Genomic DNA, 25,016 nt, shown 5'->3' on the forward strand with positions numbered 1-25,016 from the left:
TTCTCTTTGATGGGGGGAGGGCTGAAAATGAAAAAAATATTTAAGTATCTAATTGTGCTAATTGTGTTGGTATGTATGTGCTTTCTTTTCATTAAAAATACAATAGTGAGGATTAATGATTTTGGTAATATATTTCTTTTTTTTATAACTATCAATTCAATATTATGTGGGTTTAGTACGAATAATGAAAGTAAAATACTGAGTGTTACATCTGAAAGTATAATTCAAGAATTAAGAGGGAGCGGAATAATTGCCGAAAGAGAAAGGTTAGTATCTATTAACTTTAAATTTTCAGTAGTATCAATCTCTCTTTCCTCGGCGCTATATTTGATATTGATTTTAGGTATTCTAAAAAATATTGTGATTTTTAAAATTGCGACCTATGTACTTATAGTATTAACCATAGTAGGAGTCAGCCTATTTATTAAGTCATCAAGTAAAATAAAGAGTATAATAAAGATTGTGTATGATGATAGGTGTCCGTTCACTAAAGACGAGTTGGAAAATATGAAGGATGATATAGAAAAATTACATTAGATATAGTAATGATGACTAATAACTTATAAGAAAAAAAGGACCCAGAGAGGTCCTTTTTTCGTGCAAATAAAAGTTGAGAAAGTGAGGTGATATATATGAACATAGTGGAGCCAATACGTGATAACAACAAATTAGAAGACATTCTGAACTACTTAAAAATGACAAATACAAGAAATTATTTATTATTCTTACTTGGGTTATATACGGGATTAAGAGTGTCTGACATTCTTCAGTTGCAGGTTAAACATGTTATTAATAAGGATCACCTAAGGATTAAGGAGAAAAAGACGAATAAATATAAGACTATCAAGTTAAATAGAATATTAAAAAAAGAATTGGATAACTATGTAGTAGACAAAAATGATTATGAATACTTAATTGCAAATTCAAAGACAGGATTGAATCCAATAACCAGGCAGCAGGCATATAGGATTATCAGAGAAACCTGTGAAAGATTTGGGGTTGAAAATACAGGCACTCATAGCTTGCGTAAAACTTTTGGATATAACTATTACAATAAAACCAAAAATATTGCAGTATTACAGAATATATTTAATCATAGTGATCCAAGTATAACATTAAAGTATATTGGCATAAATCAAGACACAATCTCAAGTGCTTATGATTCTATGAGATATTTTTAATCTACAAAATGTTACATATTGAGTAAACGTAACATTTTAAATTGAATACCAAGATTGAAACAGATAGAGATATTGAAATATTAATAGCTCTATAGATATAAATAAATAATAATGAAATGTAACACAATATAAGATATGTAACATTTTGAAAGGAGGAATATATATAAAAAAATCAGAATTTAGACCAGATAGAGGTGCGCATAGAACAGCATATGAAAAAAATAGAAAAAGAATTTTAAAGACAGATAGTATATGTGGAATATGTGGTAAGCCTGTTGATAAAACACTAAAACCTCCACATCCTTTATCACCGTGTATTGACCATATAATTCCTTTAAGCAAAGGTGGTCACCCAAGTGATATAAACAATCTCCAATTAGCTCATTCTACATGTAACAGGCAAAAGAGTGATAAGATGCTGGCGATAAATAGAGTTGGTGATAAAGATATAAATATTGTTCTTTCAAATAGGAATCTACCTAAATCAATAGATTGGGTGGCTTATGGAAGAAAAAACAATAACAAATAAGTAAAATAATTAAAAATTTTTGAATGAATTTATTTTCAGTAATTTAAAAAAAGAAATTATAAAGTTTTATGAAAAATAAAATTTTTAATAGTGATGATTCAGTTTACTGGGGGCATATTACCCCCTAGAGGGCAACGTAAGAGGTTCCCGCCGTTACTGTACATATTCGCGGAGATACGAAAGGAGTTGTGAAAATGGCAATAGAATACGGAATTGAATATCTTAGAAAGAAACTGAATTCGCACAAAGTAAGTGTTGACATAAGATATTCGAATTATGATATGCATAGAGTAGAAAAAGATATTGGAGTAACTATTCCATCTCATTTGAAAGCACTATATAGATCTACTCTTGGCTGGTGTGCAAAAGCTGTTGATTCAATTGCTGATAGATTGATATTTAGAGAGTTTGAGGATAATAAGGATATATTTAATTTAAATGATATATTTAAGTTGAATAATCCAGATATTTTGTTTGATTCTGCAATATTAAGTGCATTAATAGCATCATGCTGTTTTATTTATATAACAAAAGATGAGAGAGGAAATCCAAGATTACAAGTGATTGAGGCTAGTAATGCTACAGGAATAATAGATCCAATAACTGGGTTACTTAAAGAAGGATATGCAGTTCTTGAACGAGATAGAGGCAAACCTAAAATGGAAGCACATTTTTTGCCATTCAAAACAATTATATATCGTGATAATCAAATTGATGATACATATAAACATAGTTCAGCACATCCGCTTTTGGTTCCAATTATATACAGACCGGATGCAGTAAGACCTTTTGGTAGAAGTAGGATATCGCGTGCTGCAATGTATTTACAAAAAAGTGCAAAACGAACACTTGAAAGAGCTGATATAACTGCTGAATTTTATTCATTCCCTCAAAAATACATAGTAGGTATGGAGTCAGACGCAGAATCCTTTGATACATGGAAAGCGACAATAACATCTATGCTTAGAATAGACCAAGATTCAGATGGAAATAAGCCTACATTAGGTCAATTTTCTGCGCACAGTATGTCGCCATTTATAGAACAATTAAGAATGACAGCAAATTTATTTGCTGGAGAAACTGGTCTAACGATAGATGATTTGGGCTTTGTTTCTGATAATCCAAGTTCAAGTGAGGCAATCAAAGCAAGTCACGAAAATTTGAGGTTGATGGTAAGGAGTGCTCAAAGATGTTTTAGCATTGGTTTTTTAAATGTGGCATATCTCAGTTGTTGCGTAAGAGATAATAAAGATTATGCAAGGGATGTATTTTGTGATGTGAAAGTGAAATGGGAGCCAATATTCGAGCCAGATGCATCTACATTATCCGTTGTTGGAGATGGCGTTATTAAGCTCAACCAAGCGGTACCAGGATATATTACTTCAGAGACATTGCATGATCTTACAGGAATAAAAGGTGGTTCAGAAATAAATTTGTTGAATGTGGAAAACAATAGTTTTAAATTACAGGAAAGAGATAAACAGAAAAGTAGAATTATATCGACTTACGAAATTACATCATTACTATCAAATTACCAAAAAGGTGTCCTATCAAGAGAGAATGGAATAAAACTTTTAGTGTCAATGGGGTATGAAGAGCAGGAAGCAACTGAAATGTTAGAGAATACAAGTATAATTCGAGAGGTGTAGCACGTTGGATATATCGCCAGAATTACTTAAAAATATCTTGGAAGATTTTAATAGAAAGTATAGAAATAATAAAAAGTTGATAGATCTTGTAGCAACTATTGATAATAAAACAGCCACTTATGAAGATGCATATAACTTTTCTGTTGAAATAGGTAATATGCTTGCTAGTAGTTTTGATTTGTTCATAAATGCTGATGATTTGCCAAATAGAAAGATGTATTACAATATTGCTGAAAAAGTGATAGGTGAAACTTTAGGTTATAATCATAAATTAGTGTCTGAATTTGCAAAAGATGTGCAAACTGTGCTTAATAAACAATCAGGAATGAACATAAATGGCGTTGCTGCCGAAATTTCACGAGAACGAATTGAAGGATTGATTAATAAGGTTTCTAGTGATGATTTCGATAAAGTGAAGTGGGTGTTGGATGAACCTGTTAAAACATTTGCAAAAAAAATTGTAGATGATACTGTAAAAGCAAATGCAAAGATACATAAGGATTTGGGATTAAAGCCTCAAATCACTAGAGTGGTTCATTCTAATGCGTGTAGTTGGTGTAAAAATTTAGCAGGTCAATATAATTATGGTGATGAATCTCCAGATGTGTATAAAAGACATGCATATTGTAATTGTGTTGTTACATATACGCCAAAAGGATATAAAAAACCAGTCAATGTGTGGTCCAAAAAAGAACATAAAGTAGGAAACGATCAGAAAAAAAATGCTAAAACAAACAACCACAATATTGAAACATTTTCAAAAAGAGGGTATAATGATGTTAATAAATTAAGTAACAATGAGGTCAGAATTTGGTATCATGATAAACTTGATGAAATAGACAATTTGGTGGATAAAACTAAATCAATTGAGGAACAGGCTATACAGGCTTTTGAATTGAGAAATAAAATAAGATCTCAAGCAAGGGAATTAATGGATGATGCAGAAGCAAGAGAATATTTAGAAAAAAATAAACCAATCAATACAGATTTTGAGAAATTTGTCGAAGAGAAAATGAAAAGGAAGAATATGACTAGAGAACAGGCTTATATTGACATAGTTAAAACGTCAAAAAAGTCAAATAAAAATATTGATGTTTCTCTAGGCATAGAAAGGAGTGGCTATGAGTAAAAAATATGAGTATGACTATACTATATGTACTGAATATGATGAAGATATTTTTAATAGACAGTGCAAAGCACTGGAACAACATATTCATGGGATAAAAAAAGGCTTGTTTTTACATGATGTAGACAATTCTAAGTTACAATATTATGATATTGGTGGTAAGGAATTAAGGGTTGTCAATGATTTTCAAATTGGAGCTGTATATATCGATTCAGACATAGAATTAAGGCAATTTTTTTAAAGAAGTACTTTGACGGTAGATGTTGAGGTGCTTTTTTTATGTAAAAAAATACTTGGACACAAGGTAAAAAATGGAGGTATATGAGATGGCTAAAAGATTGGGTAGTCATACACCTACACAATATAGGTACTTGCCATCTAAAAGTAATGATTGCGAATTTGCAGTACAAACGTATGAAAATACAGGAAGGAAGATTCAAAAATGGCAAGAGAACCTACTTAAAGAGATATTAGGAATAAATGAAGATGGTTTGTGGACACATACTAAGTTTGGGTATTCTATTCCTCGTAGAAATGGTAAAAATGAAGTTGTTGCTATTAGGGAATTGCGAGGCTTATTAAAAGGCGAAAAGGGACTACATACTGCACACAGAACCACAACATCTCACAGTGCCTTTGAGAGGCTCATTAAATTGCTTAATGATTATGGCTTTGTAGAAAAAGAGGATTTTAGAGCATTGAGACAAATGGGTCTTGAAAAAATTGAGATGATTGGTGAATATGATGGTTCATTATCATTTAGGACTAGATCAGCAAAAGGCGGTTTAGGAGAAGGATTTGATTATTTGATAATAGATGAGGCACAGGAATACACTCAAGATCAAGAATCAGCATTGAAGTATGTTGTAACTGATTCGAAGAATCCACAAACTATATTTTGTGGAACTCCACCGACAATGGTAAGCTCTGGGACAGTATTTGTTGATATGAGGGATAATGTATTAGATGGCAGATCTAAAAATACTGGATGGGCTGAGTGGTCAGTGGATGAAATGTCCGATATACGCGATAAGGAATTGTGGTATAAGACAAATCCATCATTAGGTGTTATCTTTACTGAAAGAAGTATTGAAGATGAAATTGGCAAGGATGAAATAGACTTCAATATACAAAGGCTAGGGCTATGGCTTAAATATAATCAGAAATCTGCTATATCACAAAAGGATTGGGAAAGATTGAAAGTCAACGCAATACCTAAATTTATAGGAGATTTGTTTTGTGGAATAAAGTATGGGAAAAATGGAACTAATGTGGCTGTTAGCATTGCGGTAAAAACTCTGTCAGGAAAAGTATTTGTGGAATCGATTGACTGTAGAAATATAAGGTCAGGTAATAAATGGATAATTGATTTTCTATGTGCAGCTAATATCAAAAATTTAGTTATTGATGGAGCTGGGACACAGTCTATATTGGAGTCTGAACTGAAAGAACAAAAAATGAAAATAAAACCAATATTTCCAACAGTAAAAGAAATAATCATTGCTAATATGAAATGGGAACAGGCAATATTCCAAGAGTGCATTAGACATAACAATCAACCATCCCTTACCGATGTGGTAACAAATTGTGACAAGAGACTCATTGGTTCGCAAGGTGGATTTGGGTACAAAGCACTCTTTGAAGACAAGGAGATAGCACTAATGGATAGTGCGATTCTTGCACATTGGATGTGTACAGAAAATAATACAAAAAGAGTTAAAAAACAAAAAGTTAGATACTAATTGCATCCTTATGGGTGCTTTTTTTATGTAAAAAAAATACTTGGACACAAGGTAAAAAATGGAGGTATTTAAGATGTCGTTTAAAATAATAGAAACTCAAGATCAGCTAGATAAAATAATAGCTGATAGACTTGAGAGACAGAAAACTCAAATCGAAGAGAAATATAAAGGATTCGATGAGGTTAAAAAAGCTAATGAGGATTTGCAAGTTGAAATAGCTGGATTAAAAGAAAAAATAGATACTCTAAACAGTGAAAAGCAGGAACATATTAATAAGGTAGAGGGTTTAAATGCTAAAATCAAAAATCATGAATTGAGTGATTTAAAATTAAAGATAGCATTAGAGAATAACATTCCATATACTATTGCACAGAGACTGCAAGGAGAAACTGAAGAAGAGATAGAAGCTGATGCAAGAAATATGTCGGAATATGTATCAAACAATGGAATTTTTAAAGCTCCGCCATTAAAAAATTTGGAACCCGCTGGAGTGAATGAGGATACTAGCTATAAGAAATTATTATTAGAATTAGAAGGAGAGTAAAAATATGTCAAAAACAGAATTATCAAAAGGAACATTATTTGAACCATCATTGGTCACAGATTTAATAAGTAAAGTTAAGGGAAAATCTTCTTTAGCTATACTATCTCAGCATACACCAATACCATTTAATGGACTAAAGGAGTTTACTTTTAGTCTTGACAATGAGATTGATGTTGTTGCTGAAAATGGTAAGAAGGCGCACGGTGGAGTAAGTGTTGAACCAATAAAAATTATTCCAATAAAAGTAGAATATGGTGCCAGAATTTCTGATGAATTTATGTATGCGTCTGAAGAAGAAAAGATTGATATTTTAAAGGCTTTCAATGATGGATTTGCTAAAGTTGCAAAAGGTTTAGATTTGATGGCATTTCATGGCATTAATCCAAGAACTGGTGAAGCATCATCAGTAATTGGAGATAATCATTTTGATAATGTTGTAGTTCAAACAGTGGTGTATGATGCCGGTGATCCAGATGCCAATATTGAGGCTGCTGTTGCGGTAATACATGGTTCGGAGGGCGAAGTTACTGGCGCTGCTTTTTCTCCAATATTTTCATCAGCATTAGCGAAAATGAAAATTAACGGTGTAAAAGCATTTCCAGAATTATCTTGGGGTGCAAATCCTGGTTCAATAAATGGGCTTAAAATTGATATTAATAAAACTGTAGAAAATAAGACAGTTAAGGATAGAGCTATATTGGGGGATTTTATGAATATGTTTAAATGGGGGTATGCAAAAGAAGTTCCTTTTGAAGTAATCAGGTATGGCGATCCTGACAATTCTGGAAAGGATTTGAAGGGATACAACCAGGTATATTTAAGAGCGGAATTATACATTGGTTGGGGTATTATGGATGCAAATTCATTTGCAAGAGTTGTGGAGGCATAACATGAACAGATATGAAAATAAAAGAACTGGGGCTATCATTGATAGCCCTTGTGTAATAAGTGGTGGCGATTGGATTGAGCATGCTGATATGGATCAAGGTAATGCATCTTCAAGCATTGAAACGATCGAGAATAAACAATTAAATAATGGAACTGAAGTAACCAGCATTGAAAGCGAAGGAGATACTAATATAGATAGTGATAAGACTAGTGATTTAGATTCGATTGCGAAAAAAGATATAATGCAAGAACTTGATGCACTTGGCATTAAATATAATCCTAAATCTACTAAAAAGGCTTTGTATGATCTGATGATGAAAGGTAAATAGCAATGGATAGTTTTGCAACTATAGAAGATTTGAGAGTACTATGGAGAGATTTGCGAGAAGATGAAGAACAAAGAGCTAGTGAACTCTTAATCTTGGTATCTGATAGTCTAAGGGAAGAAGCTATAAAAGTTGGAAAAGATTTGGATAAGATGTTTAATGAAAGAGATTCTTTTAAGTCTATCGTAAAATCAGTAGTAGTTGATGTAGTAGCTAGAACCTTGATGACATCAACTGATTCGGAACCAATGATTTCATCAAGTGAGAGTGCTTTAGGTTATAGCTTTAGTGGCACGTATCTTATTCCAGGCGGAGGTCTTTTTATTAAAAAGTCTGAACTTGCTAGGTTAGGGCTAAAAAAACAAAGGTTTGGAGTGATTGATTTCTATGGGAAAGATTAGAGGAGTTAGGATTACATTGATTGAAAAAGTGGAAGTAGGTAAAGATCCTTTTGGAAATGCTATATTTGACGTTAAAGAAATAGCGGTTGACAATGTATTGGTATCACCATCTTCTACAGATGACATTGCAAATCAGCTAAATCTGACAGGGAAAAAAGCCGTATATACCCTTGGCATTCCTAAAGGCGATACAAATGCTTGGGAAGATAGGGAGGTTATAGTATTTGGGGAAAGATATAAAACTTTTGGTGCAGTTTTAGAAGGGATTGAAGATTTAATTCCTCTAGGTTGGAACAAGAAAGTGATGGTTGAAAGTTATGAGTAAGTATAAATTTATCTTGAACAAAGCTGGTGTAAAGAGCATACTGAAAGGTCTTCAAATGAAGGAGATTGTTGAGAAAATGGCTGTTGAGATAAAGAATAGATGCGGAAGTGATTATGATCAAAATTCATATGTTGGCAAAAACAGAGTTAATGCAATGGTTTTTGCATCAACTTTTAAAGGAGTAAGGGATAATAAAAAAAATAATACTTTGTTGAAGGCATTAAAATGATAGAGTTAGTAATTAAAAAATATTTAGATGAAAATTTAAAAATTCCAGTATTTATGGAGCATCAGAATAAGGAACCTAAAAGGTTTGTTATTTTTGAAAAGACAGGTAGTAGCAAAAGGAACAGAACTTATGCTGCTACCTTTGTTTTTCAATCATATGCAGAGTCAATGTATGAGGCTGCTAAGTTAAATGAAGAAGTAAAAAAAATTGTCGAAAATATGGTAATGCTTGATGAAGTAGCGTTTGTAAAGTTAAATACTGATTATAATTTTACAGATACTGAAACAAAAAAATATAGGTACCAGGCCGTATTTGACATCAAGCATTATTAAGAAAGTGAGGTATAAATATGAGCAATAACGCAAATAATGTTAGTTTTGGAAAACCTAAAATTGGTGGAGCAATATTTACTGCACCGCTTGGAACAGAATTGCCAGTAAATGCAATATCGGAATTAAATGAGGCATTTTTGCCATTGGGCTATGTGTCAGAGGATGGACTTGTAAACGAGAATTCTCCAGAAAGCGAAAAGATAAAAGCTTGGGGTGGAGATGTTGTGTTAGTTACTCAAACCGAAAAAGAAGATACATTTACGTATACACTAATCGAGAGCACCAATATTAATGTATTAAAAGAAGTATATGGAAGCGAAAATGTAAGAGGGGATATAAGTACTGGAATTACAATAACTGCAAACTCCAAGCCATTAGAGGCACATTGCATCGTTATAGAGATGATTCTTAAAGGAGACATATTAAAGAGAATAGTAATTCCAAACGGAACTGTATCAGAAATAGGAGAAATTCAATATAATGATGAAGATCCAGTTGGATATGAAACAACAATAACATGTGTGCCTGATGATAAAGGTAATACTCATTATGAATATTTACAAAAGAAGAATAGTTTATAGGAGGAATAGTAGATGAAGTTAAATGGTAAAACAAGTACAGGTTTTGAATATGAGATAGATGTTGATAAGCTTGATGATATGAATTTCATAGAGCTGTTGTCCGAGGTTGATTCAAATCCAATATTACTTCCAAAGATAATCGAATTTATGCTAGGTAAGGATGGAAAGAAAAAGTTATACGAACATGTATCTGAAGAAAATGGAAGAGTTTCGATTAAAAAAATCGAACAAGAAATGGCGGACATAATAAAATCTCAAGCAAAGATAAAAAACTAATTATCCTCGCAAGAATGATAAGCGTAGACGAGGACGCACTGATTTGCGACCTCGCTGAAACTTATCGCATAATTGATTATCGCTCGTTTAGTTTAATTTTTATTTCAACGTTGGCAGCTGGGTTAAGGGATAATTCAAGAATAAAAATGAAAATTGCGAATCAAAAAATTGAGCTTAACACAATGCTTTTGGCTGGTGCACTTGATATGTTGAGATTGCTATTCTGGAGCAAAACAAAAGATGGCACAAAAAATAGAAATAGACCAAAATCAATAGTTGAAATACTAGAACAAAAAGAAAAAGCTGTGCATGATTATGCAACTTTTGCTTCTTGCGAGGATTTTGAAAAAGAAAGAAAAAGATTATTACAAGGTATTAAGGAGGGCGAATAATATGGCAACTGAACTTGGCAAAGCGTATATTCAAATAATGCCTTCCGCAAGAGGTATTGGAAGTTCAATATCAAAAGAGTTAAATGGTGAAATGGGTGGTGCTGGTCGTTCTGCTGGAGACATGTTGGTGGGTGCAATCAAAGGTGTAATCGTTGCAGCTGGGATTGGAAAACTGATAGGAGCATCTCTGAAGCAAGGTGGAGAACTTCAACAATCTCTTGGTGGTATAGAAACATTATTTAAAGATAGTGCTGATAGAGTTAAAAAATATGCAGCAGAGTCTTACAAAACAACGGGATTATCAGCAAATGAGTATATGAAAAATGTGACTGGGTTTAGTGCTAGTTTATTGCAATCTCTTGGTGGAGATACTAAAAAAGCTGCTGATATCTCAAATATGGCAATGACCGATATGGCTGATAATTCAAATAAGATGGGAACATCTATGGATTTGATACAAAATGCCTATCAGGGGTTTGCGAAACAAAATTATACTATGCTTGATAACTTAAAGTTGGGCTACGGTGGTACCAAGCAGGAAATGGAGCGCTTGTTAGCAGATGCTGAAAAAATTACTGGAGTTAAATACGATATTAGTAATTTATCTGACGTGTATCAGGCAATTCACGCAATTCAAGGTAAATTAGAAATAACTGGAACAACAGCAAAAGAGGCGTCTTCTACTTTGGAAGGCTCATTTAATTCAATGAAAGCATCGTGGCAAGATGTATTAGGGAATATGGCGATAGGTGCTGATATGACTCCGTCACTTAATGCCTTAGCTCAGACCGTATCAACATTTTTATTTCAAAATTTTATTCCGATGGTTGGAAATGTCTTAAAAGCTTTGCCTGGAGCTATCGCAACATTTATTCAGGCATCAATTCCAATCGTTGTGACTGAAGTTCCAAAATTAATCAATTCAATGATTGATAGCATGAAATCAACTTTTGATTTTGGTATGGATGGTTTTTCGGCTAATTTTCAGGAAGGCATTAATATTTTTTTAAGCTCAATATTGCCAAAATGGTTGCAAGTTGGCTCTGATATGGTAAGCAAAATAGTCGAAGGAGCAAAGCTTTATATACCTCAATTATTATCAACTGGTGTGGAATTAATAACAAGCATATTGAGTGGCATATTAGGTGCTATTCCACAAATATTTGCGACAGCTGGTGAAATTGCAACAACATTGATAAAAGCTATTTTCAGTATAATGCCTGAATTTTTGAAAAAAGGTGCAGAACTGGTATTAAATCTAATTGATGGAATAGTATCGGAGGGTCCAAATATCGTAAAAAGTATATTGGACACCTTGGTAAAGTTGATACTTACAATTACTGAAAATCTACCAAAGTTCTTGAAGCAGGGGACAGAAATCATTATTAATCTAGCAAAAGGTATTGTTGAAAGATTACCTGATATTATGATGGCAATTGGAAAGATATTATTGTATATTCTGGATGCGTTAGTAAAAGTACTACCCAAAATATTGTCTGCTGGGATGGGAATTATTAAAACTTTAGCTTCTGGAATACTTCAAATGCTTGGGTTGGCACTAAGTGCAATAGGTAAAATTCTTCAAGGAATAATAATGGCAATTGCGAAGATAATGGGATCAATATTATCAAAAGGTGCAGAATTGATAAGAAATTTTGCACAGGGAATAATAAACTCAGCAGGGAATGTTGGTAATGCGATTGGTAATGCACTGAGAAGTGGGATGGAAATTATTTCCAGTTGGTTTAGAGCATTTGGGAATGCAGGTGGTAATATTGTAAAGTCAATAGCTGATGGAATTTGGGATGCAGTAGGATATGTAACGGACGCAATTGGAAATATTGCACAATCTATAAGAGATTTTCTTCCATTTTCACCAGCAAAAGAAGGTCCACTTCGTGATTTGAATAGATTGAATTTTGGTGGAACTATTGCCGATTCAATATATGGTGGAAAGAAAATTGTAAATAAGGCTATTTCCTCATTGGCTGATGATGTAAATGAAGGATTGAGTTTTAATTCAGAATTAGTACTTGATGCAGATAAATATTCAAATCTAAGCAATGTATTGAATTTTGATTTATCAAAAGTAAGCGGGCTTGATATTGACAGCAAAGAGGATAAAACTCTTATTGACAAATTAGATGAGTTAATTAATCTTTTATCAACAAGAGACAATCTTCAGTTAATTCTTGATTCTGGTACGCTTGTTGGAGAGATAATTGATGGGATTGACAATGGTTTGGGATTATTGAAGAAAAGGAAAGAAAGAGGTGAATAACGATGAATCATCATGGTGTATTTATCGATAATAAACATTCATATTATGATTTTGGATTGATTATGCAGTCGGTGTCAATTGGATTTCCTAAGCCGAATATTGAAAAAATATCAATTCCTGGGCGTGATGGAGAACTTGATCTGTCAACAGTATTGACAGGAGAAATGACATATAAAAATAGAGAGATATCAATTTCATTCATATTTCCTGATAAAGATGAAAAGTCTTGGTTTAGAAAAATATCTGAGATATCGAATCATGTTCATGGCAGAAAAACTAGAATTATATTTGATTCAGATAAGGACTATTATTATGAAGGTATGTGTGAAGTAAATACAATCGACACAGAGTTTGAAAATTTGCAAATAACTATACATTGTAATGCGTTTCCGTACAAACTCAGAGATATGATGGTAACTGCACAAATATCAGGAAATGAAACAATTAGTCTATATAATTTAAAAATGAGAACTATACCTAAAATTTATTCATCATCAACAATGGATTTAGAATATAAATCTAAAACATACCATTTGCAACCTGGAGAGAATATATTTCATGATTTGAGGCTTGATAGTGGAAACAACCTAATAAGTATAAATGGTACTGGAAAAGTTGAAATATCATATAGGGCTGGTGATTTTTAATGTATAAAGTATACTGTGACAATGAATTAATATATTCACCATCTGAAGATTTAAATTTAATAAATCCCAAGGTAGAGTTGGAGGTAAATAAGGCAGGGTCATTTGATTTTACAATCTTACAAAATCATTTTTGTTACGACAAAATATATAAACTTAAATCTGAAATATGTGTATTACAGAATGATATTGAAATATTTGCAGGAAGGCCTACAGATATTGATATTGATTTTATGAATAGAAAAAAAATACATTGTGAAGGCGAATTAGCATATTTGAATGATTCTGTACAAAGACCTCATGAGTATAAGGGTGTGAATGTAAGGGAGTATTTAAAGTTTATAATTGATAGTCATAATGCACAAGTCGATTCTAAGAAGAAATTCGAAGTTGGTGCTGTCAGCGTAAAGGATAGCAATGATTATCTGTTGAGATATACGAATTGGGAATCAACATTAAGTGTACTATATGATGATCTAATAAAAAATCTCGGTGGATATTTTTTTATTAGAAAAGTTGATGGTACAAGATATTTAGATTATCTGGAGGACTACAATCATACAAATACTCAAAAAATAGAGTTTGGCGAAAATATGCTAGATTTTAGTAAGAATTTTGATACAACAGATATTGCTACATGTGTAATTCCACTTGGTGCTAGATTAGAAAATCCAAAGATAGAAGCATTGGGGGAGAGAGTAACTATTGAAAGCGTAAATAACGGTGTTGATTCAATAATAAGCCCGGAGGCAGTCAATATATATGGAAAAATAACAAAAACAATAACATATGATAATGTAACTCTTCCATCTAATCTAAAAAGAAAGGGAGAAGAGTATTTAAAATTTGTACAGTGGGAAAAATTAACGCTGCAAGTCAAAGCTATTGATTTAAGTTTTATTGATGGATCTTTTGAGCAATTTAAAATTGGCGAATATGTGAGAGTTGTATCGAAACCACACGGAATGGATGCAAATTTTCCTCTTAGAAAAATGAGTATTAAACTTGATAAGATATCAGATAATACTGTAACATTAGGAAATTCAAAGAGCGTATCATTAAGTTCATCAAGTATTGAAGCGAGTTCTGAAATAAAAAAAGAATTGGATATGTTGCCTAAAAAATATGAAGTTATGAAAATAGCACAAGATAATGCTACTGCATTATTAACAAAAGCTTTAGGTGGATTTATTCTTAAAACAGAAAACGAGCTATTAATTATGGATACCAACTCTATTGATACTGCAAAAAATGTGTGGAGATGGAATATTAATGGATTAGGTTATTCTAAGAATGGATATGAAGGACCTTTTGAAACTGCAATTACTATGGATGGTGCAATAGTAGCTGATTTTCTGACAGTAGGTGAAATACGTGGTGAGAACTTCAATCTTGATTTAAATAAAGGAGTGATGAAGTTTGGCTCTGGCGCAATAGATTCTGATGCTTTAAGCAGTGAATTAAAGAGAGAATTAAAAGGCTCTGATGGTAAGGCGCCTAAAATATTTTTTGCATATGCAAATGATGTTAATGGTGGAGATTTCTCAATTCAAAATTCAGATAATAGGTCTTATATGGGCATGTATACATCATTTGATGAATTGCAAAGTACTGACTATAGACAATATCGTTGGGTGAAAGTAAAGGGTGAAGATGGAACTGACGCAACAATTTATGACTGGATAAAAGATTGGAATGGAACGCTAACTATGATTGATGGTAAGAGAGTAGTTTCACCTCGCATATATGCGGGATCATCATATAGTGGAGTGTATATTAATGAGAATGGCATTATGGCTAAAAATGGGAGCGACACTACTGTTCAAATAAAATCAGATGGCTCTGTAGTTTTTGGAAATAAGATTGATAGGCAGATTATCATAGATACGTCAGGGAATGTTACAATACCAAAGGTGCGCACAAGCGAAATAAAAGGCGACGGTAGATTAAATTTAGATGCGAATGGATACGCTAGTATTAGTATGTCTGGAAATGATTTAGAAATCAGAAATAATAGCGCAACAATAAGATTTAATTCTGATGGAATAGAGATAGCACAGGGATCAAGAGTGTTGAAAGGCGGCTCTGGATATGCAGGATTGCAAGTCGCTTATGGGACTGTCATGGAAATGGGAAATAGCGAATCTAACATGAATATCAGAGGAGAATATGGGTTCTGGGCATCTCAAAACGGGACTCAAGTAATAAGAGCTGATACAAATGGGACTTACGGATTTGGATATCATAATACATCTGATGCAAAAACAAAAGAAAATATCAAGAGATTCGAAAGTGGAACAGAATTTTTGAGAGTTAATAAAAATAAAAAAATTACTGATATTACAAAGGAAGAAGTAATTAAGTTTATTGAGGATGCAAAATTTTATTTATATAATTTTAAGCATAATGATAAAACGAACTTATCAATAATGACTCAAGATGTAATGGGTAACGTGAGAGATGTGTTAGTGAACAAGGACAAAAAAACCGGATTTTTTGGAATTGATTTGTACAACTATTCATCAATGCTACATGTTACACTCCAGGAAGAGCTGAAGAAAACTGAAGAATTAAAAAAAGAAGTTGAAAATTTGACTCAGGAAATTTCAAAAATTAAAGAGTTATTAAACTCCTAAAATATCAACATTGCTGAAATTTAAAGACTCTCTATTTTCAATTTTAGAGGATTAAAGGTAGTAAGATACCTCTATTTTCTTAAAATCGTTTTTAGAGGGTCGTTTAAAAGAAAGGGGATAACCGTGGGAATAAAAGATATTGGAAAAGCCAGATATAAAATCACAATGAAAGATGGATATATTGAAGATTGCTATGCAACGCAATATGATACAGCTAGAGTATTTGAGTTTCAAGTATTTAATGAAAATCAAATACAGAGTATAGAAGACATAGATATTAAATTAATAGTTGAACAAAAAAATAAGGTAGTGTTTGCCAATGCTGAGATAATTAATGCTAGCGAAGGTGTCTTTTCAGTTACACTAAACTCTGAAATGCTTGAAGATGATTCAATACATTATGCACAAATAGAAATGTCAAATAGTCAAGGAATATTACAATCTCCGCTTTTTAAAATTAAAATAGGAAAATCAATAAAATCTGGAGCTGTAGCAGGCGTTAATATTGTTATCGATTATGAAACTGTGAAAAAATATATTGATGAAATAAAGTATTTAAGGGACCATACTGAAGAATTGAAGGGAGATACTCCGAAGTTAGAAATAAACTCATTGGGAAATTGGGTTATAGATGGAAAAGACAGTGGACATAAAGCAAAAGGCGAAGATGGCAAAATGTCATTTGAAGAGCTGACTGAAGAACAAAAGAAGAGTCTTAAGGGAGAAAAAGGTGATAGTCCATATATTAAAGATGGATACTGGTATGTTGGTAATAAAAATACCAATATAAAAGCACAAGGAGAAAAAGGCGATAAAACAACTGTGGACATCAAAAATGGATATTGGCATATTGATGGAGTTAGTACAAATCAAAAAGCACAAGGAGAAAAAGGCGATAAGCCAGCCATTACCATTGAAAATGGCTACTGGTATATTGATGGAGTTAGTACAAACCAAAAAGCAAAGGGTGAAGACGGAACTGTCGCATTTGAAAGTTTAACCCAAGATCAAATAAGTATGCTGAAAGGAGAGAGGGGAGATAAGCCGATAATCTCTATACAGGATGGATACTGGTTTGTTGATGGGGCTAATACAAATCAAAAAGCACAAGGGGAAAAAGGCGTACAGGGCGAGCCTGGAGAAATAAGAGTAGTAACTCAAGCACAATACAATCAATTACAAATATCTGAAGATGACAAAACACTTTACATTATTAAAAAGGAGGTGTAAAAAATGTCAACAATAGACTTAAATAGCGATACATTTGTTAAATTATATTGTGGCAAAAACCTGATCATTGATGGATATAGTAGTGGAGACTTTTTAGATATTGATAAATTGGAAGAAAAGTTGGAACAAAAGATAGTCTTAGAGAAAAAGAGTGAAATTGATTTTGCTAAAACCGATAATGGAGGTAATACATTAGTCGGGGAGTACAATAATAGCTATGTATTTATTGACTCATCTTCTATTAATATAATTGATAAAGAAACTTTAACCATGTCACATAAATTTAATATATATACGTCACCATGGAGAGCTTTTCTATTTGATAACAAATTGATATCAGCACAGAGTTATTCATTTGATTGTTTTAATTTAGATACACAAAAACAGGAACGCTATGATGCACATATTAAAATTGCATTAAAAAATGATGATAATTCATTCTATGTAATTGGATCACATCTAGATTCTTTTTGCAACGATTGGAATAGTAATGTTAATGTTGTATTGGTAAAAGACTTGAATGATAAATCTAAAAATATTAAATTTTCAGCTGATGATTATCCTTTTATGGGAGATGATGCAAATATTATTTTAGCAAAAAATAATAAAATTTATTACACATACAGTGATTTGAGCGTACGTGTGTTTTCAATTGAAAGTGAACAAGAACGTGTTTTATTCAGAAATCTAAGCAGTAGATATGTTAATGTTTATAAAGCTAATAATAAAGTCTTTATTATAGATAACGAAAAATTGCTAGAATTAAAAGATGCGGAAGTTATAGAAACAGGAGTAGTAGATGTTTCTGAAATATTTTTTTCATCAAATCACTACATATGTATTAGTAGAAAAAATAAACTTAAAGTTTATGATTTGGATTTTAAGTTGAAATACGAGCATAGCTGCGATTTTCTGTCAGCAAGAGTTATATCGTTTCATAAAAATAAATTTTTTGTAAGTCCACATTATCATGATGAAGGTGGAGTTAAAGTATATGACTTTGACTATAGCGAAGTAATTAAAGGTTATTTTATTAAGTAAGGAGAAAAAACATGAGTTTAAATTTATTTGATTTTTTTAGAGATTGTGTTCAAACACAGGAAAGCAAAATATTATTTATATTAATGATAATCGCAATTGCCATGATTGTTGATTTTATAACTGGAACTATCGCAGCATATGTGAATCCAAAAATTAAATTCCAATCAAAAGCAGGAATTAACGGAATTTTAAGGAAGATAGCGAGTATGTTGTTACTTATCGTATTTTTACCTGTGAGCGTATTAATTCCAGGTAATGCTGGAATTGCTTTGACATATACATTGTATTTTGGATATTTGTTAATGGAAGTTAAGTCAATAATTGAAAATGTCGGAAAGAATGGTACTAACACAAGCTTATTCAGTGATGTAGTTAGTAAATTATCTAAGCTGGATAATAAGTAACATGAAGGAGGGAATAAAGAATGGAAGTAAATTGTGTAATAGAATTTGATGAAGAACTGTATAAGGAAAATTTAGAAAAGAATCATTTCCATGACACTGATGAATTTGGTGGTTTATCTGATGAAGATTTAGAACAGTTAAAGAAAGAAGGGATAGTATAATGAATGGTATTAAATGTGGAGTGGCAATTTATGATTTTCCTGTACCAAATTGGAATAAAGGTAAAAAACAAACCTATGCTATGAATGCCGAAAAAATTGTAATTCATAATACTTATAACTCTGCCAAGGCAAAAGCTGAGGCATCATATATGGTGGGTAATTCCAACTGGACTAGTTTCCATACAGTGATTGATGAATCGGCTATATATGAGTGTATACCATTTAATCGCAATGCTTGGCACTGCGGAGCAACGTATGGTAATAGACATTATATCGGAATTGAAATAGCAAGATCAACTGGTAACGCTAATGATTTTGCAAAAGCAGAAGAGAACTGCGCTAAATATGTGGCGGCCATTTTAAAAGCTAAAGGCTGGGGAATTGATAGAGTGGTTACTCATCAGTATTGTAGTGGAAAATATTGCCCACATAAAACTTTAGATCTTGGTTGGCAAAGGTTCATAAATATGGTTAAGAAGTATATGGTACAAACACTAGTGCAGGTTAATGCTAGTGTGTCAAGAGGTGGATATTCGGTTATGACTAAAACACCAGGAGATGTATTAAACGTTCGTATGGGTCCAGGTGTAGGATATAGAAAAGTATCGTCCTATAGAGATGGGTCAAAAATTTATGTTGAAGAAGTGGTTAAAAATATAGAGGGAGCTTGGTATAAAATTCCACGAGTAGGATATGTATCAGCGAGATACTGTGAAAAAGTAGCATAGTATATTTAAGGGAGTGGCATAATAACCACTCCTTATTTTTTTATCATTGTCCACGATTTATCCACCATGAGTAAGTCATATTATGTTACAATGAATATGTAATGCGTTTAATTGCGTTTTAAATTTACTTAAAACGATGATATATCAAGGTGTCATAGTTGAATTCAGATAAAAGTGCGTTGAAATAAATTTGCAGATATCGATAAAGTTCAGATGTTTATACAGAAGAATAGATAATAAAAAGTAAAAAATTTTTAAAAATCATACTGAATTATTGATTTTATGATTCTACTATGATAATCTTATCTTACAGAGATAAGGAGTGGTCAACATGAAGAAATTAGATAATCCTAAATTAATATCTGCGATTGATGAATATGCACTATTTGCGAGAGAAATGATACTAGGTGATTATAATAATAAAGTACTATTTGATATGGTGCAAGAAAAAGGAATAGAGTTGTTTGGCATATGGGATGCCAAATATGATGGTATTTGTATTTGGAATTCAGAGACCAATAAACCGCAGATATATCTAAACATGGAGCAATCTGAGGAGAGAAGATTGTTTACTCTGGCTCATGAATTGGGGCATTTATTTATAGATTATGAGTGGAGTCCAAACAAAAAAATAGAAAGTGATCAAGACAAGCGTGTTTTATCAATAAACTTTAGAGATAAAGATAAAGCATCAGATACTACGGAGATTAAAGAGAGAATAGTAAATCAATTTGCAGGCGCATTTTTAATGCCAAAAGATAAGGTTGAAAAAGTGATTGCAGACTGTGATAACAAAGAAGATCCAGAGTGTATGATACTGGCTGTGAAAAAACATTTTGGTGTTACATATAAGGCGGCAACAAACAGACTCATAATGTTGGAGAAGATTTATGTCAAGTAATATAGAAAAACAACATGAATACGTAATGAAAATTAATAGTGAATTGCAAGAATGTACGGATAAGTATAAAACATTTACAATAACTGATAAAATATCAGAGAAGGCTTTAAAAGTCGCAGAAAATTCTGAATCTTATGGTGAGATAATAAAAAAAGAGTTAGCTGTAAGGCACAGAATTATTAATGATTTGTTAAAAGAGTTAAAAGCCCCTCTAACAAATGAACAAAAAAGTAAACTTAGATATAGGAGCAGAGTTTTAATATCTTTTTCCATATACTTTATTATTGTAACAGGTTTGTTTTTTTTATTACTATTTTGCCTCGCAAAAGATGGATATACTTCTGAAGAAACAAAAGTTGGAATGGCATTGGTTACAGGGTTCTTTGTAAATATAATAGGTTTAGTAGTTATAATATTCAAATACTTATTTGATGACAAGAATTCGCTAATGAAAGATATGATAAACTTAATAACTGAAACATTGAAAAATGAAGAATAAGGGGGATAATTTCCCCCTTATTCTTATGCCTTGTGCATGAAGCCTGCTTTTTATTGTAGTGGCTGGTGACTGTAAAAGAAGCTTATAAGAAACTTTTGGGCGGTTTAATTCCACCCTTAATTTTCTCTATATAGGAGTTAAAAAGGAGTTAAAAACTCCAATTTTTATGTAAAATATAATCAAAATTAGAAAATATAAAAAATAAAATTAAGTTATTTCAACTATTTCAAATCATATAAAAAATAAATATGTAGAGTGGGAGTAGAGCGAAAAAACAAGGAAATGGCTTAAAATAAGGCTTTTGAGCCTGTTAAAACGAGCAACTGGGACAAAATTGGGTAAAGATTGCAAAAAGAATAATCTTAATAATTGTTCAAAGTGGCTTTACAAGAAAATACAAAAAAATGAGACCGTAGCTTAGTTGTTACGGTCTTTTTGACTCTAGTGCTATTTCTGCTTGTATGTGAAGCATATGATATCGCAAAGGAGACATATTCATTAGCTACCCGATAAACAGGGGTTTGTTAGGCTGTAAATGGTTTGAATCCATATAACAAACATATTGGGAAGTCCATATATAACAACATTATAGATTCAGATTCCCAATAAATTCTCTAATTTGATCATATACCGGGTTATCAATGTGGGGATATGCTTCAAGCACTTTATTTGTCCATTCTGGTCCGTGCCCTCCAATATCTTTAATGAAGCATTCCAACTCCCCAACTGGAACAATATGAATGCCGTTTAGCTGTAACGTTTGGTTCAATCGCCTAAAAGCCTGAGCTGCATCTCCAGATGGAATAGCAGTTATCCCTGCCGATTTGATTGTCTCCCATTTTGAAATAGTACTAATAACTGTGCGTATTTCTTTTATTTCTCGATTTGATAAATACTGATTTTGAGAGCCATCAATGATTCTGTTAATACTTGTTTTGGCATCGTTTCTATTGACTTTTTCTTTTTGACTGTGCAAATTTCCTACAATAGTGTTGTAATCACTTTGAACGGTTGTCCATTCAATTCCAAAAGCTTCTACAATCCCCTTAAATACCACTTCATCATTCAGTACATCTATGTCTGCTATCAATTTTACGTCAATTTTCAATACCCGGAGTGCCAAAGCAATCTTTGACATACGTTGCTTACCGCCACAATGGATAAAAAGAGTCTCAGAATACCTTCCAGACAATTGTTTAAGGTAGCTTTCGACAATTGAATATATTTTACAGTCAGAATCGCTCTCACACAAAACAACAGAGTTATGAAATAAGCTAGACATTATGTTGGAATATTTTAGCAAAGGGTCATTCCATACAACTTCGAAACTATCATTATCAAGAACCGAAAAGTAATTTGTGTCATCTTTTCGAGTAATTCTAATGATTTTGATTCGTTTTGGACAAACCTCTAATAGACCCTTAATGATTTCTTCACTATGAGTTGAAATGAAGCATTGCTGTTTGTCTGATAGTGTTTGACCGATTATTTGCCCCATAATGTGGGCCTGAGGCGGATGAAGAAAAGATTCAGGTTCATCAATTAGAAAGGTACAAAAGTAGTCAAGCATCAAATAGAGCAAAATCCCAGTAAAACTTTTTATACCGTCTCCTTGATTTTGGACCTGTTTATAATTCTTGAGTATATCCGCATAAGCTTCCTGTCGTGCTTGCTCATCTTCATACTCTTTATCAAATTTTACTGGTTCGCCCACACAAAGTGGAATTGTAGATCCATTTAGGATATTTGGAGTAACCTCAATCCCAAAAGCTTTCTTAAAATTATCTGATATCCACTTTCGATACGTCCTATCAAATGCAGCATAGTGAATAGGGTGTTGCTTGGGTGAATTTCTTGTTATACTGCTGGGTGCATTACAAATTGTTAATCGTGCAGTTGTATCCAAATTAGCCACAAATAAATCTCGAAAATCGTCAAAGTAAGGGGTTGTTAGAAACTGCTCATTTGTTTGCTCAACATAAGTGAAATATTGCCCGAGAACTTCATATGAAGTATATGAACCTTTAGGTTGTTTTGGAGAAATGCTATCAAGCAAATCTTTGATTTGAGTAGGATATTTTGTTATAGCAATATCTGACACAACTGTAGTTGGGAATTTATTTGAAGACAGTGCATAAATATCTTTTAAGGATTGACTTTTTCCAGCGTTATTTGGTCCTACAAAAATAATAATGTCATTTTGTTGGATATCTACATAAGTTTCATCATTGAAATGAATTTTTGAAATATATCCTCCTGGTTTTACTGCTTCCATTTATATTATCTCCTTATATAATGTATTTAGGTTGTTAAAGGTAACCTATAACCCTTTATCGACTAAATATTATTCAGTTTTACTGTATAATATTGTTATTAGATAGAGTGTACTCGTTCGCTCCTTGAGATTTAATCTCGTACTTGAAAGAGTGAGACCTCTAATCTTTTAACTGTTTACGAATAAGTTAGATGTTGACCCTTTCAGGGTACTTCGGATTTGCCATAAGGCAGTAACGTTATTAGATTTTGAGGTGTCTATCTAAAATATATTTTTTGTGAGGTATCAAATGTTTTATTTAGGTATTGATATTGGTAAAAATACTCATGTTGCTTATTTACTTGATTCTAAGAAAAAAGTTGTTTTTAAGGCTTTTTCTTTTTCAAATTCTATTGATGGTGCTGAAAGTTTAATCTGCAAATTAGAACCTTTCAAAAATGAACTTGAAATTGGTATGGAAGCCACTGGTCATTATTGGTTAAGTCTATACTCATACCTTAGTGAAAAAAATTTTACTGTTCGTGTTATCAACCCCATCCAAACTGATGGTTGGAGACAAGGTATTGAGATTAGAAAGAGAAAAACTGATATTATCGATTCTCTTTTAATAGCTGATCTTCTTAGATACGGAGACTTCGTTGAAACATCACTTTCCGATGAATACTATTTATCTTTAAGAAATCTTTCTAGATTTAGGTCTTATCTAGTATCTTCAATTGGTGACCTTAAAAGAAAAACAATTGCTCTTTTAGATCAAATTTTCCCTGAATATGCCTCTTCTTTTAGTAATATTTTTGGTAAAACTTCAAAAGAAATTCTAGCGAATTTTTCATCTCCATCTGATTTTGAAGATATTAGTTCTGAAAAGTTAACATCTTTTTTAGAGAATGTTACTATGAAAAAATTTGCTACTAGAAAACTTGAAGAGCTTTCAAAAAAAGCATCAACCTCTTTTGGTGTAAATTTCTGCTTGGATTCATTTGGTTTACAAATCAAGATGCTTATCGAACAAATTTCTTTCATTCAAAATCAAGTGTTGGATGTCGAAAATGAACTTGCTACTATATTAGAAAAACTTAATTCTCCAATTACTACCATTCCCGGTATTGGTTCTGTTAATGCAGCTACAATATTAGGTGAGATAGGAGATATTAAAAGATTTTCTAATCCTTCTAAACTTGTCGCTTATGCCGGTTTGGATGCAAGTATTTCTCAATCTGGAGAGTTTGAATCCACTTTTAATCATATGACTAAAAGAGGTTCTCCTTATTTAAGACGTGCTTTGTTTCAATCTGCTCTTAGAGCTGAATTTTGTGACCCTGTTTTTTCTAATTATTATCAAAAGAAAATTACAGAAGGAAAGCACCATCTCGTTGCTACTAATGCTGTTGATAGAAAGCTTTGTCACACTATTTTTGCTGTTTTAACTAAAAATGAACCTTATCAAGAACAAAGTTAGTTTTGTTTAATTGTAAATTACAATCTAAAAATCAAAAACTTTGCTAACCCTATTTTTTTTAGTCTTAAACTCTAGGGGGGGTTCATGCTTATTTTTATTCAGTTTTTATCAATATCAATCCTTATATTTTTTTTCGTTTAACCTCTTGACTTTTAATAGTTAGTCTTTCTTAAATTGATTATTGTAACAGTAAAATGATTAGGGCTTATCAGTTTCCTATAGTTGCTAAAACTTGT

The 25,016-nt window shown here is 32.2% G+C and carries 29 protein-coding genes; 28 read left to right on the forward strand and 1 reads right to left on the reverse strand.

Annotation, left to right across the window (positions count from 1 at the left end):
- Positions 1-27 precede the first annotated feature (27 nt).
- The 27 genes from HLB29_RS00705 to HLB29_RS00835 all read left to right on the forward strand — a co-directional run bounded on the left by HLB29_RS00705 (position 28) and on the right by HLB29_RS00835 (position 21,046).
- The gene (locus HLB29_RS00705; protein WP_091993347.1) at positions 28-537 is read left to right on the forward strand and encodes a hypothetical protein; all 510 of its coding nucleotides are present in this window, start codon (positions 28-30) and stop codon (positions 535-537) included.
- Between the two features lie 95 nt (positions 538-632).
- On the forward strand, positions 633-1,181 hold the full coding sequence (locus tag HLB29_RS00710) for a site-specific integrase (protein WP_185623244.1): 549 nt from the start codon (positions 633-635) through the stop codon (positions 1,179-1,181).
- Between the two features lie 145 nt (positions 1,182-1,326).
- Positions 1,327-1,710, forward strand: coding sequence for an HNH endonuclease (locus HLB29_RS00715; RefSeq protein ID WP_207719482.1), 384 nt, complete (start codon positions 1,327-1,329; stop codon positions 1,708-1,710).
- 194 nt (positions 1,711-1,904) lie between these two features.
- Complete coding sequence (locus tag HLB29_RS00720; RefSeq protein ID WP_185623245.1) at positions 1,905-3,359, forward strand: phage portal protein; 1,455 nt, start codon at positions 1,905-1,907, stop codon at positions 3,357-3,359.
- 4 nt (positions 3,360-3,363) lie between these two features.
- On the forward strand, positions 3,364-4,488 hold the full coding sequence (locus HLB29_RS00725; protein ID WP_185623246.1) for a VG15 protein: 1,125 nt from the start codon (positions 3,364-3,366) through the stop codon (positions 4,486-4,488).
- On the forward strand, positions 4,481-4,726 hold the full coding sequence (locus tag HLB29_RS00730) for a hypothetical protein (protein WP_185623247.1): 246 nt from the start codon (positions 4,481-4,483) through the stop codon (positions 4,724-4,726). The genes HLB29_RS00725 and HLB29_RS00730 overlap by 8 nt, the downstream gene beginning before the upstream one ends.
- A gap of 85 nt (positions 4,727-4,811) precedes the next feature.
- Positions 4,812-6,227, forward strand: a complete 1,416-nt coding sequence (locus tag HLB29_RS00735) for a terminase large subunit (protein WP_185623248.1) — start codon at positions 4,812-4,814, stop codon at positions 6,225-6,227.
- 73 nt (positions 6,228-6,300) lie between these two features.
- Positions 6,301-6,771: a hypothetical protein gene (locus HLB29_RS00740; protein ID WP_185623249.1), complete on the forward strand. Its 471-nt coding sequence runs from the start codon at positions 6,301-6,303 to the stop codon at positions 6,769-6,771.
- A 4-nt stretch (positions 6,772-6,775) separates the two neighbouring features.
- Positions 6,776-7,660 (forward strand): phage major capsid protein, encoded by an 885-nt coding sequence (locus HLB29_RS00745; RefSeq protein ID WP_185623250.1) that lies wholly within the window; start codon positions 6,776-6,778, stop codon positions 7,658-7,660.
- A 1-nt stretch (position 7,661) separates the two neighbouring features.
- Positions 7,662-7,988, forward strand: coding sequence for a hypothetical protein (locus HLB29_RS00750; protein ID WP_185623251.1), 327 nt, complete (start codon positions 7,662-7,664; stop codon positions 7,986-7,988).
- Positions 7,989-7,990: 2 nt separating this feature from the next.
- Positions 7,991-8,386, forward strand: a complete 396-nt coding sequence (locus tag HLB29_RS00755; protein WP_185623252.1) for a phage Gp19/Gp15/Gp42 family protein — start codon at positions 7,991-7,993, stop codon at positions 8,384-8,386.
- Positions 8,373-8,711, forward strand: coding sequence for a hypothetical protein (locus tag HLB29_RS00760; protein ID WP_185623253.1), 339 nt, complete (start codon positions 8,373-8,375; stop codon positions 8,709-8,711). Before HLB29_RS00755 ends, HLB29_RS00760 begins: the two co-directional genes overlap by 14 nt.
- Before the next feature lie 55 nt (positions 8,712-8,766).
- Positions 8,767-8,940 carry a hypothetical protein gene (locus tag HLB29_RS00765; protein WP_243155055.1) on the forward strand — a complete coding sequence of 58 codons (174 nt, stop codon included), beginning with the start codon at positions 8,767-8,769 and terminating at the stop codon, positions 8,938-8,940.
- Positions 8,937-9,272 carry a hypothetical protein gene (locus HLB29_RS00770; protein ID WP_185623255.1) on the forward strand — a complete coding sequence of 112 codons (336 nt, stop codon included), beginning with the start codon at positions 8,937-8,939 and terminating at the stop codon, positions 9,270-9,272. The genes HLB29_RS00765 and HLB29_RS00770 overlap by 4 nt, the downstream gene beginning before the upstream one ends.
- Positions 9,273-9,289: 17 nt before the next feature.
- Positions 9,290-9,853, forward strand: coding sequence for a phage tail tube protein (locus tag HLB29_RS00775; RefSeq protein WP_185623256.1), 564 nt, complete (start codon positions 9,290-9,292; stop codon positions 9,851-9,853).
- A gap of 12 nt (positions 9,854-9,865) precedes the next feature.
- The gene (locus tag HLB29_RS00780; RefSeq protein ID WP_185623257.1) at positions 9,866-10,129 is read left to right on the forward strand and encodes a hypothetical protein; all 264 of its coding nucleotides are present in this window, start codon (positions 9,866-9,868) and stop codon (positions 10,127-10,129) included.
- Between the two features lie 14 nt (positions 10,130-10,143).
- A complete protein-coding gene (locus HLB29_RS00785; RefSeq protein ID WP_185623258.1) occupies positions 10,144-10,521 on the forward strand; it encodes a DUF5361 domain-containing protein in 378 nt (125 codons plus the stop codon).
- A gap of 1 nt (position 10,522) precedes the next feature.
- Entirely contained in the window at positions 10,523-12,802 is a 2,280-nt protein-coding gene (locus HLB29_RS00790) for a phage tail protein (RefSeq protein WP_185623259.1), read from the forward strand.
- A 2-nt stretch (positions 12,803-12,804) separates the two neighbouring features.
- Complete coding sequence (locus HLB29_RS00795) at positions 12,805-13,449, forward strand: distal tail protein Dit (protein WP_185623260.1); 645 nt, start codon at positions 12,805-12,807, stop codon at positions 13,447-13,449.
- Entirely contained in the window at positions 13,449-16,082 is a 2,634-nt protein-coding gene (locus tag HLB29_RS00800) for a phage tail protein (protein ID WP_185623261.1), read from the forward strand. The genes HLB29_RS00795 and HLB29_RS00800 overlap by 1 nt, the downstream gene beginning before the upstream one ends.
- Positions 16,083-16,205: 123 nt before the next feature.
- Positions 16,206-17,312, forward strand: a complete 1,107-nt coding sequence (locus HLB29_RS00805) for a BppU family phage baseplate upper protein (protein WP_185623262.1) — start codon at positions 16,206-16,208, stop codon at positions 17,310-17,312.
- 3 nt (positions 17,313-17,315) lie between these two features.
- On the forward strand, positions 17,316-18,353 hold the full coding sequence (locus HLB29_RS00810; protein WP_185623263.1) for a hypothetical protein: 1,038 nt from the start codon (positions 17,316-17,318) through the stop codon (positions 18,351-18,353).
- Positions 18,354-18,364: 11 nt separating this feature from the next.
- The gene (locus HLB29_RS00815; protein WP_185623264.1) at positions 18,365-18,757 is read left to right on the forward strand and encodes a phage holin family protein; all 393 of its coding nucleotides are present in this window, start codon (positions 18,365-18,367) and stop codon (positions 18,755-18,757) included.
- Positions 18,758-18,777: 20 nt separating this feature from the next.
- Complete coding sequence (locus tag HLB29_RS00820; protein ID WP_185623265.1) at positions 18,778-18,918, forward strand: hypothetical protein; 141 nt, start codon at positions 18,778-18,780, stop codon at positions 18,916-18,918.
- Positions 18,918-19,646: an N-acetylmuramoyl-L-alanine amidase gene (locus HLB29_RS00825; protein WP_185623266.1), complete on the forward strand. Its 729-nt coding sequence runs from the start codon at positions 18,918-18,920 to the stop codon at positions 19,644-19,646. Before HLB29_RS00820 ends, HLB29_RS00825 begins: the two co-directional genes overlap by 1 nt.
- A gap of 331 nt (positions 19,647-19,977) precedes the next feature.
- Positions 19,978-20,547: an ImmA/IrrE family metallo-endopeptidase gene (locus HLB29_RS00830; RefSeq protein ID WP_185623267.1), complete on the forward strand. Its 570-nt coding sequence runs from the start codon at positions 19,978-19,980 to the stop codon at positions 20,545-20,547.
- Positions 20,537-21,046, forward strand: coding sequence for a hypothetical protein (locus tag HLB29_RS00835; protein ID WP_185623268.1), 510 nt, complete (start codon positions 20,537-20,539; stop codon positions 21,044-21,046). The genes HLB29_RS00830 and HLB29_RS00835 overlap by 11 nt, the downstream gene beginning before the upstream one ends.
- A gap of 586 nt (positions 21,047-21,632) precedes the next feature.
- Here HLB29_RS00835 and HLB29_RS00840 read toward each other — a convergent pair.
- Complete coding sequence (locus HLB29_RS00840) at positions 21,633-23,321, reverse strand: ATP-dependent nuclease (protein ID WP_185623269.1); 1,689 nt, start codon at positions 23,319-23,321, stop codon at positions 21,633-21,635.
- 289 nt (positions 23,322-23,610) lie between these two features.
- On the opposite strand from HLB29_RS00840, the gene HLB29_RS00845 reads away from it, so the two are divergent.
- Entirely contained in the window at positions 23,611-24,780 is a 1,170-nt protein-coding gene (locus HLB29_RS00845) for an IS110 family RNA-guided transposase (RefSeq protein WP_185623270.1), read from the forward strand.
- Positions 24,781-25,016 lie beyond the last annotated feature (236 nt).

The sequence above is a fragment of the Peptostreptococcus canis genome (assembly GCF_014229965.1).
In the GTDB taxonomy this organism is placed as follows: domain Bacteria; phylum Bacillota; class Clostridia; order Peptostreptococcales; family Peptostreptococcaceae; genus Peptostreptococcus; species Peptostreptococcus canis.

Excerpts from the sequence above, each read along its gene's own strand:
- HLB29_RS00705 (WP_091993347.1), top strand. The coding sequence starts at position 28 with ATGAAAAAAATATTTAAGTATCTAATTGTGCTAATTGTGTTGGTATGT.
- HLB29_RS00710 (WP_185623244.1), top strand. The coding sequence starts at position 633 with ATGAACATAGTGGAGCCAATACGTGATAACAACAAATTAGAAGACATT.
- HLB29_RS00720 (WP_185623245.1), top strand. The coding sequence starts at position 1,905 with ATGGCAATAGAATACGGAATTGAATATCTTAGAAAGAAACTGAATTCG.
- HLB29_RS00730 (WP_185623247.1), top strand. The coding sequence starts at position 4,481 with ATGAGTAAAAAATATGAGTATGACTATACTATATGTACTGAATATGAT.
- HLB29_RS00735 (WP_185623248.1), top strand. The coding sequence starts at position 4,812 with ATGGCTAAAAGATTGGGTAGTCATACACCTACACAATATAGGTACTTG.
- HLB29_RS00740 (WP_185623249.1), top strand. The coding sequence starts at position 6,301 with ATGTCGTTTAAAATAATAGAAACTCAAGATCAGCTAGATAAAATAATA.
- HLB29_RS00745 (WP_185623250.1), top strand. The coding sequence starts at position 6,776 with ATGTCAAAAACAGAATTATCAAAAGGAACATTATTTGAACCATCATTG.
- HLB29_RS00750 (WP_185623251.1), top strand. The coding sequence starts at position 7,662 with ATGAACAGATATGAAAATAAAAGAACTGGGGCTATCATTGATAGCCCT.
- HLB29_RS00755 (WP_185623252.1), top strand. The coding sequence starts at position 7,991 with ATGGATAGTTTTGCAACTATAGAAGATTTGAGAGTACTATGGAGAGAT.
- HLB29_RS00760 (WP_185623253.1), top strand. The coding sequence starts at position 8,373 with ATGGGAAAGATTAGAGGAGTTAGGATTACATTGATTGAAAAAGTGGAA.
- HLB29_RS00765 (WP_243155055.1), top strand. The coding sequence starts at position 8,767 with ATGAAGGAGATTGTTGAGAAAATGGCTGTTGAGATAAAGAATAGATGC.
- HLB29_RS00770 (WP_185623255.1), top strand. The coding sequence starts at position 8,937 with ATGATAGAGTTAGTAATTAAAAAATATTTAGATGAAAATTTAAAAATT.
- HLB29_RS00775 (WP_185623256.1), top strand. The coding sequence starts at position 9,290 with ATGAGCAATAACGCAAATAATGTTAGTTTTGGAAAACCTAAAATTGGT.
- HLB29_RS00780 (WP_185623257.1), top strand. The coding sequence starts at position 9,866 with ATGAAGTTAAATGGTAAAACAAGTACAGGTTTTGAATATGAGATAGAT.
- HLB29_RS00785 (WP_185623258.1), top strand. The coding sequence starts at position 10,144 with ATGATAAGCGTAGACGAGGACGCACTGATTTGCGACCTCGCTGAAACT.
- HLB29_RS00790 (WP_185623259.1), top strand. The coding sequence starts at position 10,523 with ATGGCAACTGAACTTGGCAAAGCGTATATTCAAATAATGCCTTCCGCA.
- HLB29_RS00795 (WP_185623260.1), top strand. The coding sequence starts at position 12,805 with ATGAATCATCATGGTGTATTTATCGATAATAAACATTCATATTATGAT.
- HLB29_RS00800 (WP_185623261.1), top strand. The coding sequence starts at position 13,449 with ATGTATAAAGTATACTGTGACAATGAATTAATATATTCACCATCTGAA.
- HLB29_RS00810 (WP_185623263.1), top strand. The coding sequence starts at position 17,316 with ATGTCAACAATAGACTTAAATAGCGATACATTTGTTAAATTATATTGT.
- HLB29_RS00815 (WP_185623264.1), top strand. The coding sequence starts at position 18,365 with ATGAGTTTAAATTTATTTGATTTTTTTAGAGATTGTGTTCAAACACAG.
- HLB29_RS00820 (WP_185623265.1), top strand. The coding sequence starts at position 18,778 with ATGGAAGTAAATTGTGTAATAGAATTTGATGAAGAACTGTATAAGGAA.
- HLB29_RS00825 (WP_185623266.1), top strand. The coding sequence starts at position 18,918 with ATGAATGGTATTAAATGTGGAGTGGCAATTTATGATTTTCCTGTACCA.
- HLB29_RS00830 (WP_185623267.1), top strand. The coding sequence starts at position 19,978 with ATGAAGAAATTAGATAATCCTAAATTAATATCTGCGATTGATGAATAT.
- HLB29_RS00835 (WP_185623268.1), top strand. The coding sequence starts at position 20,537 with ATGTCAAGTAATATAGAAAAACAACATGAATACGTAATGAAAATTAAT.
- HLB29_RS00840 (WP_185623269.1), bottom strand. The coding sequence starts at position 23,321 with ATGGAAGCAGTAAAACCAGGAGGATATATTTCAAAAATTCATTTCAAT.
- HLB29_RS00845 (WP_185623270.1), top strand. The coding sequence starts at position 23,611 with ATGTTTTATTTAGGTATTGATATTGGTAAAAATACTCATGTTGCTTAT.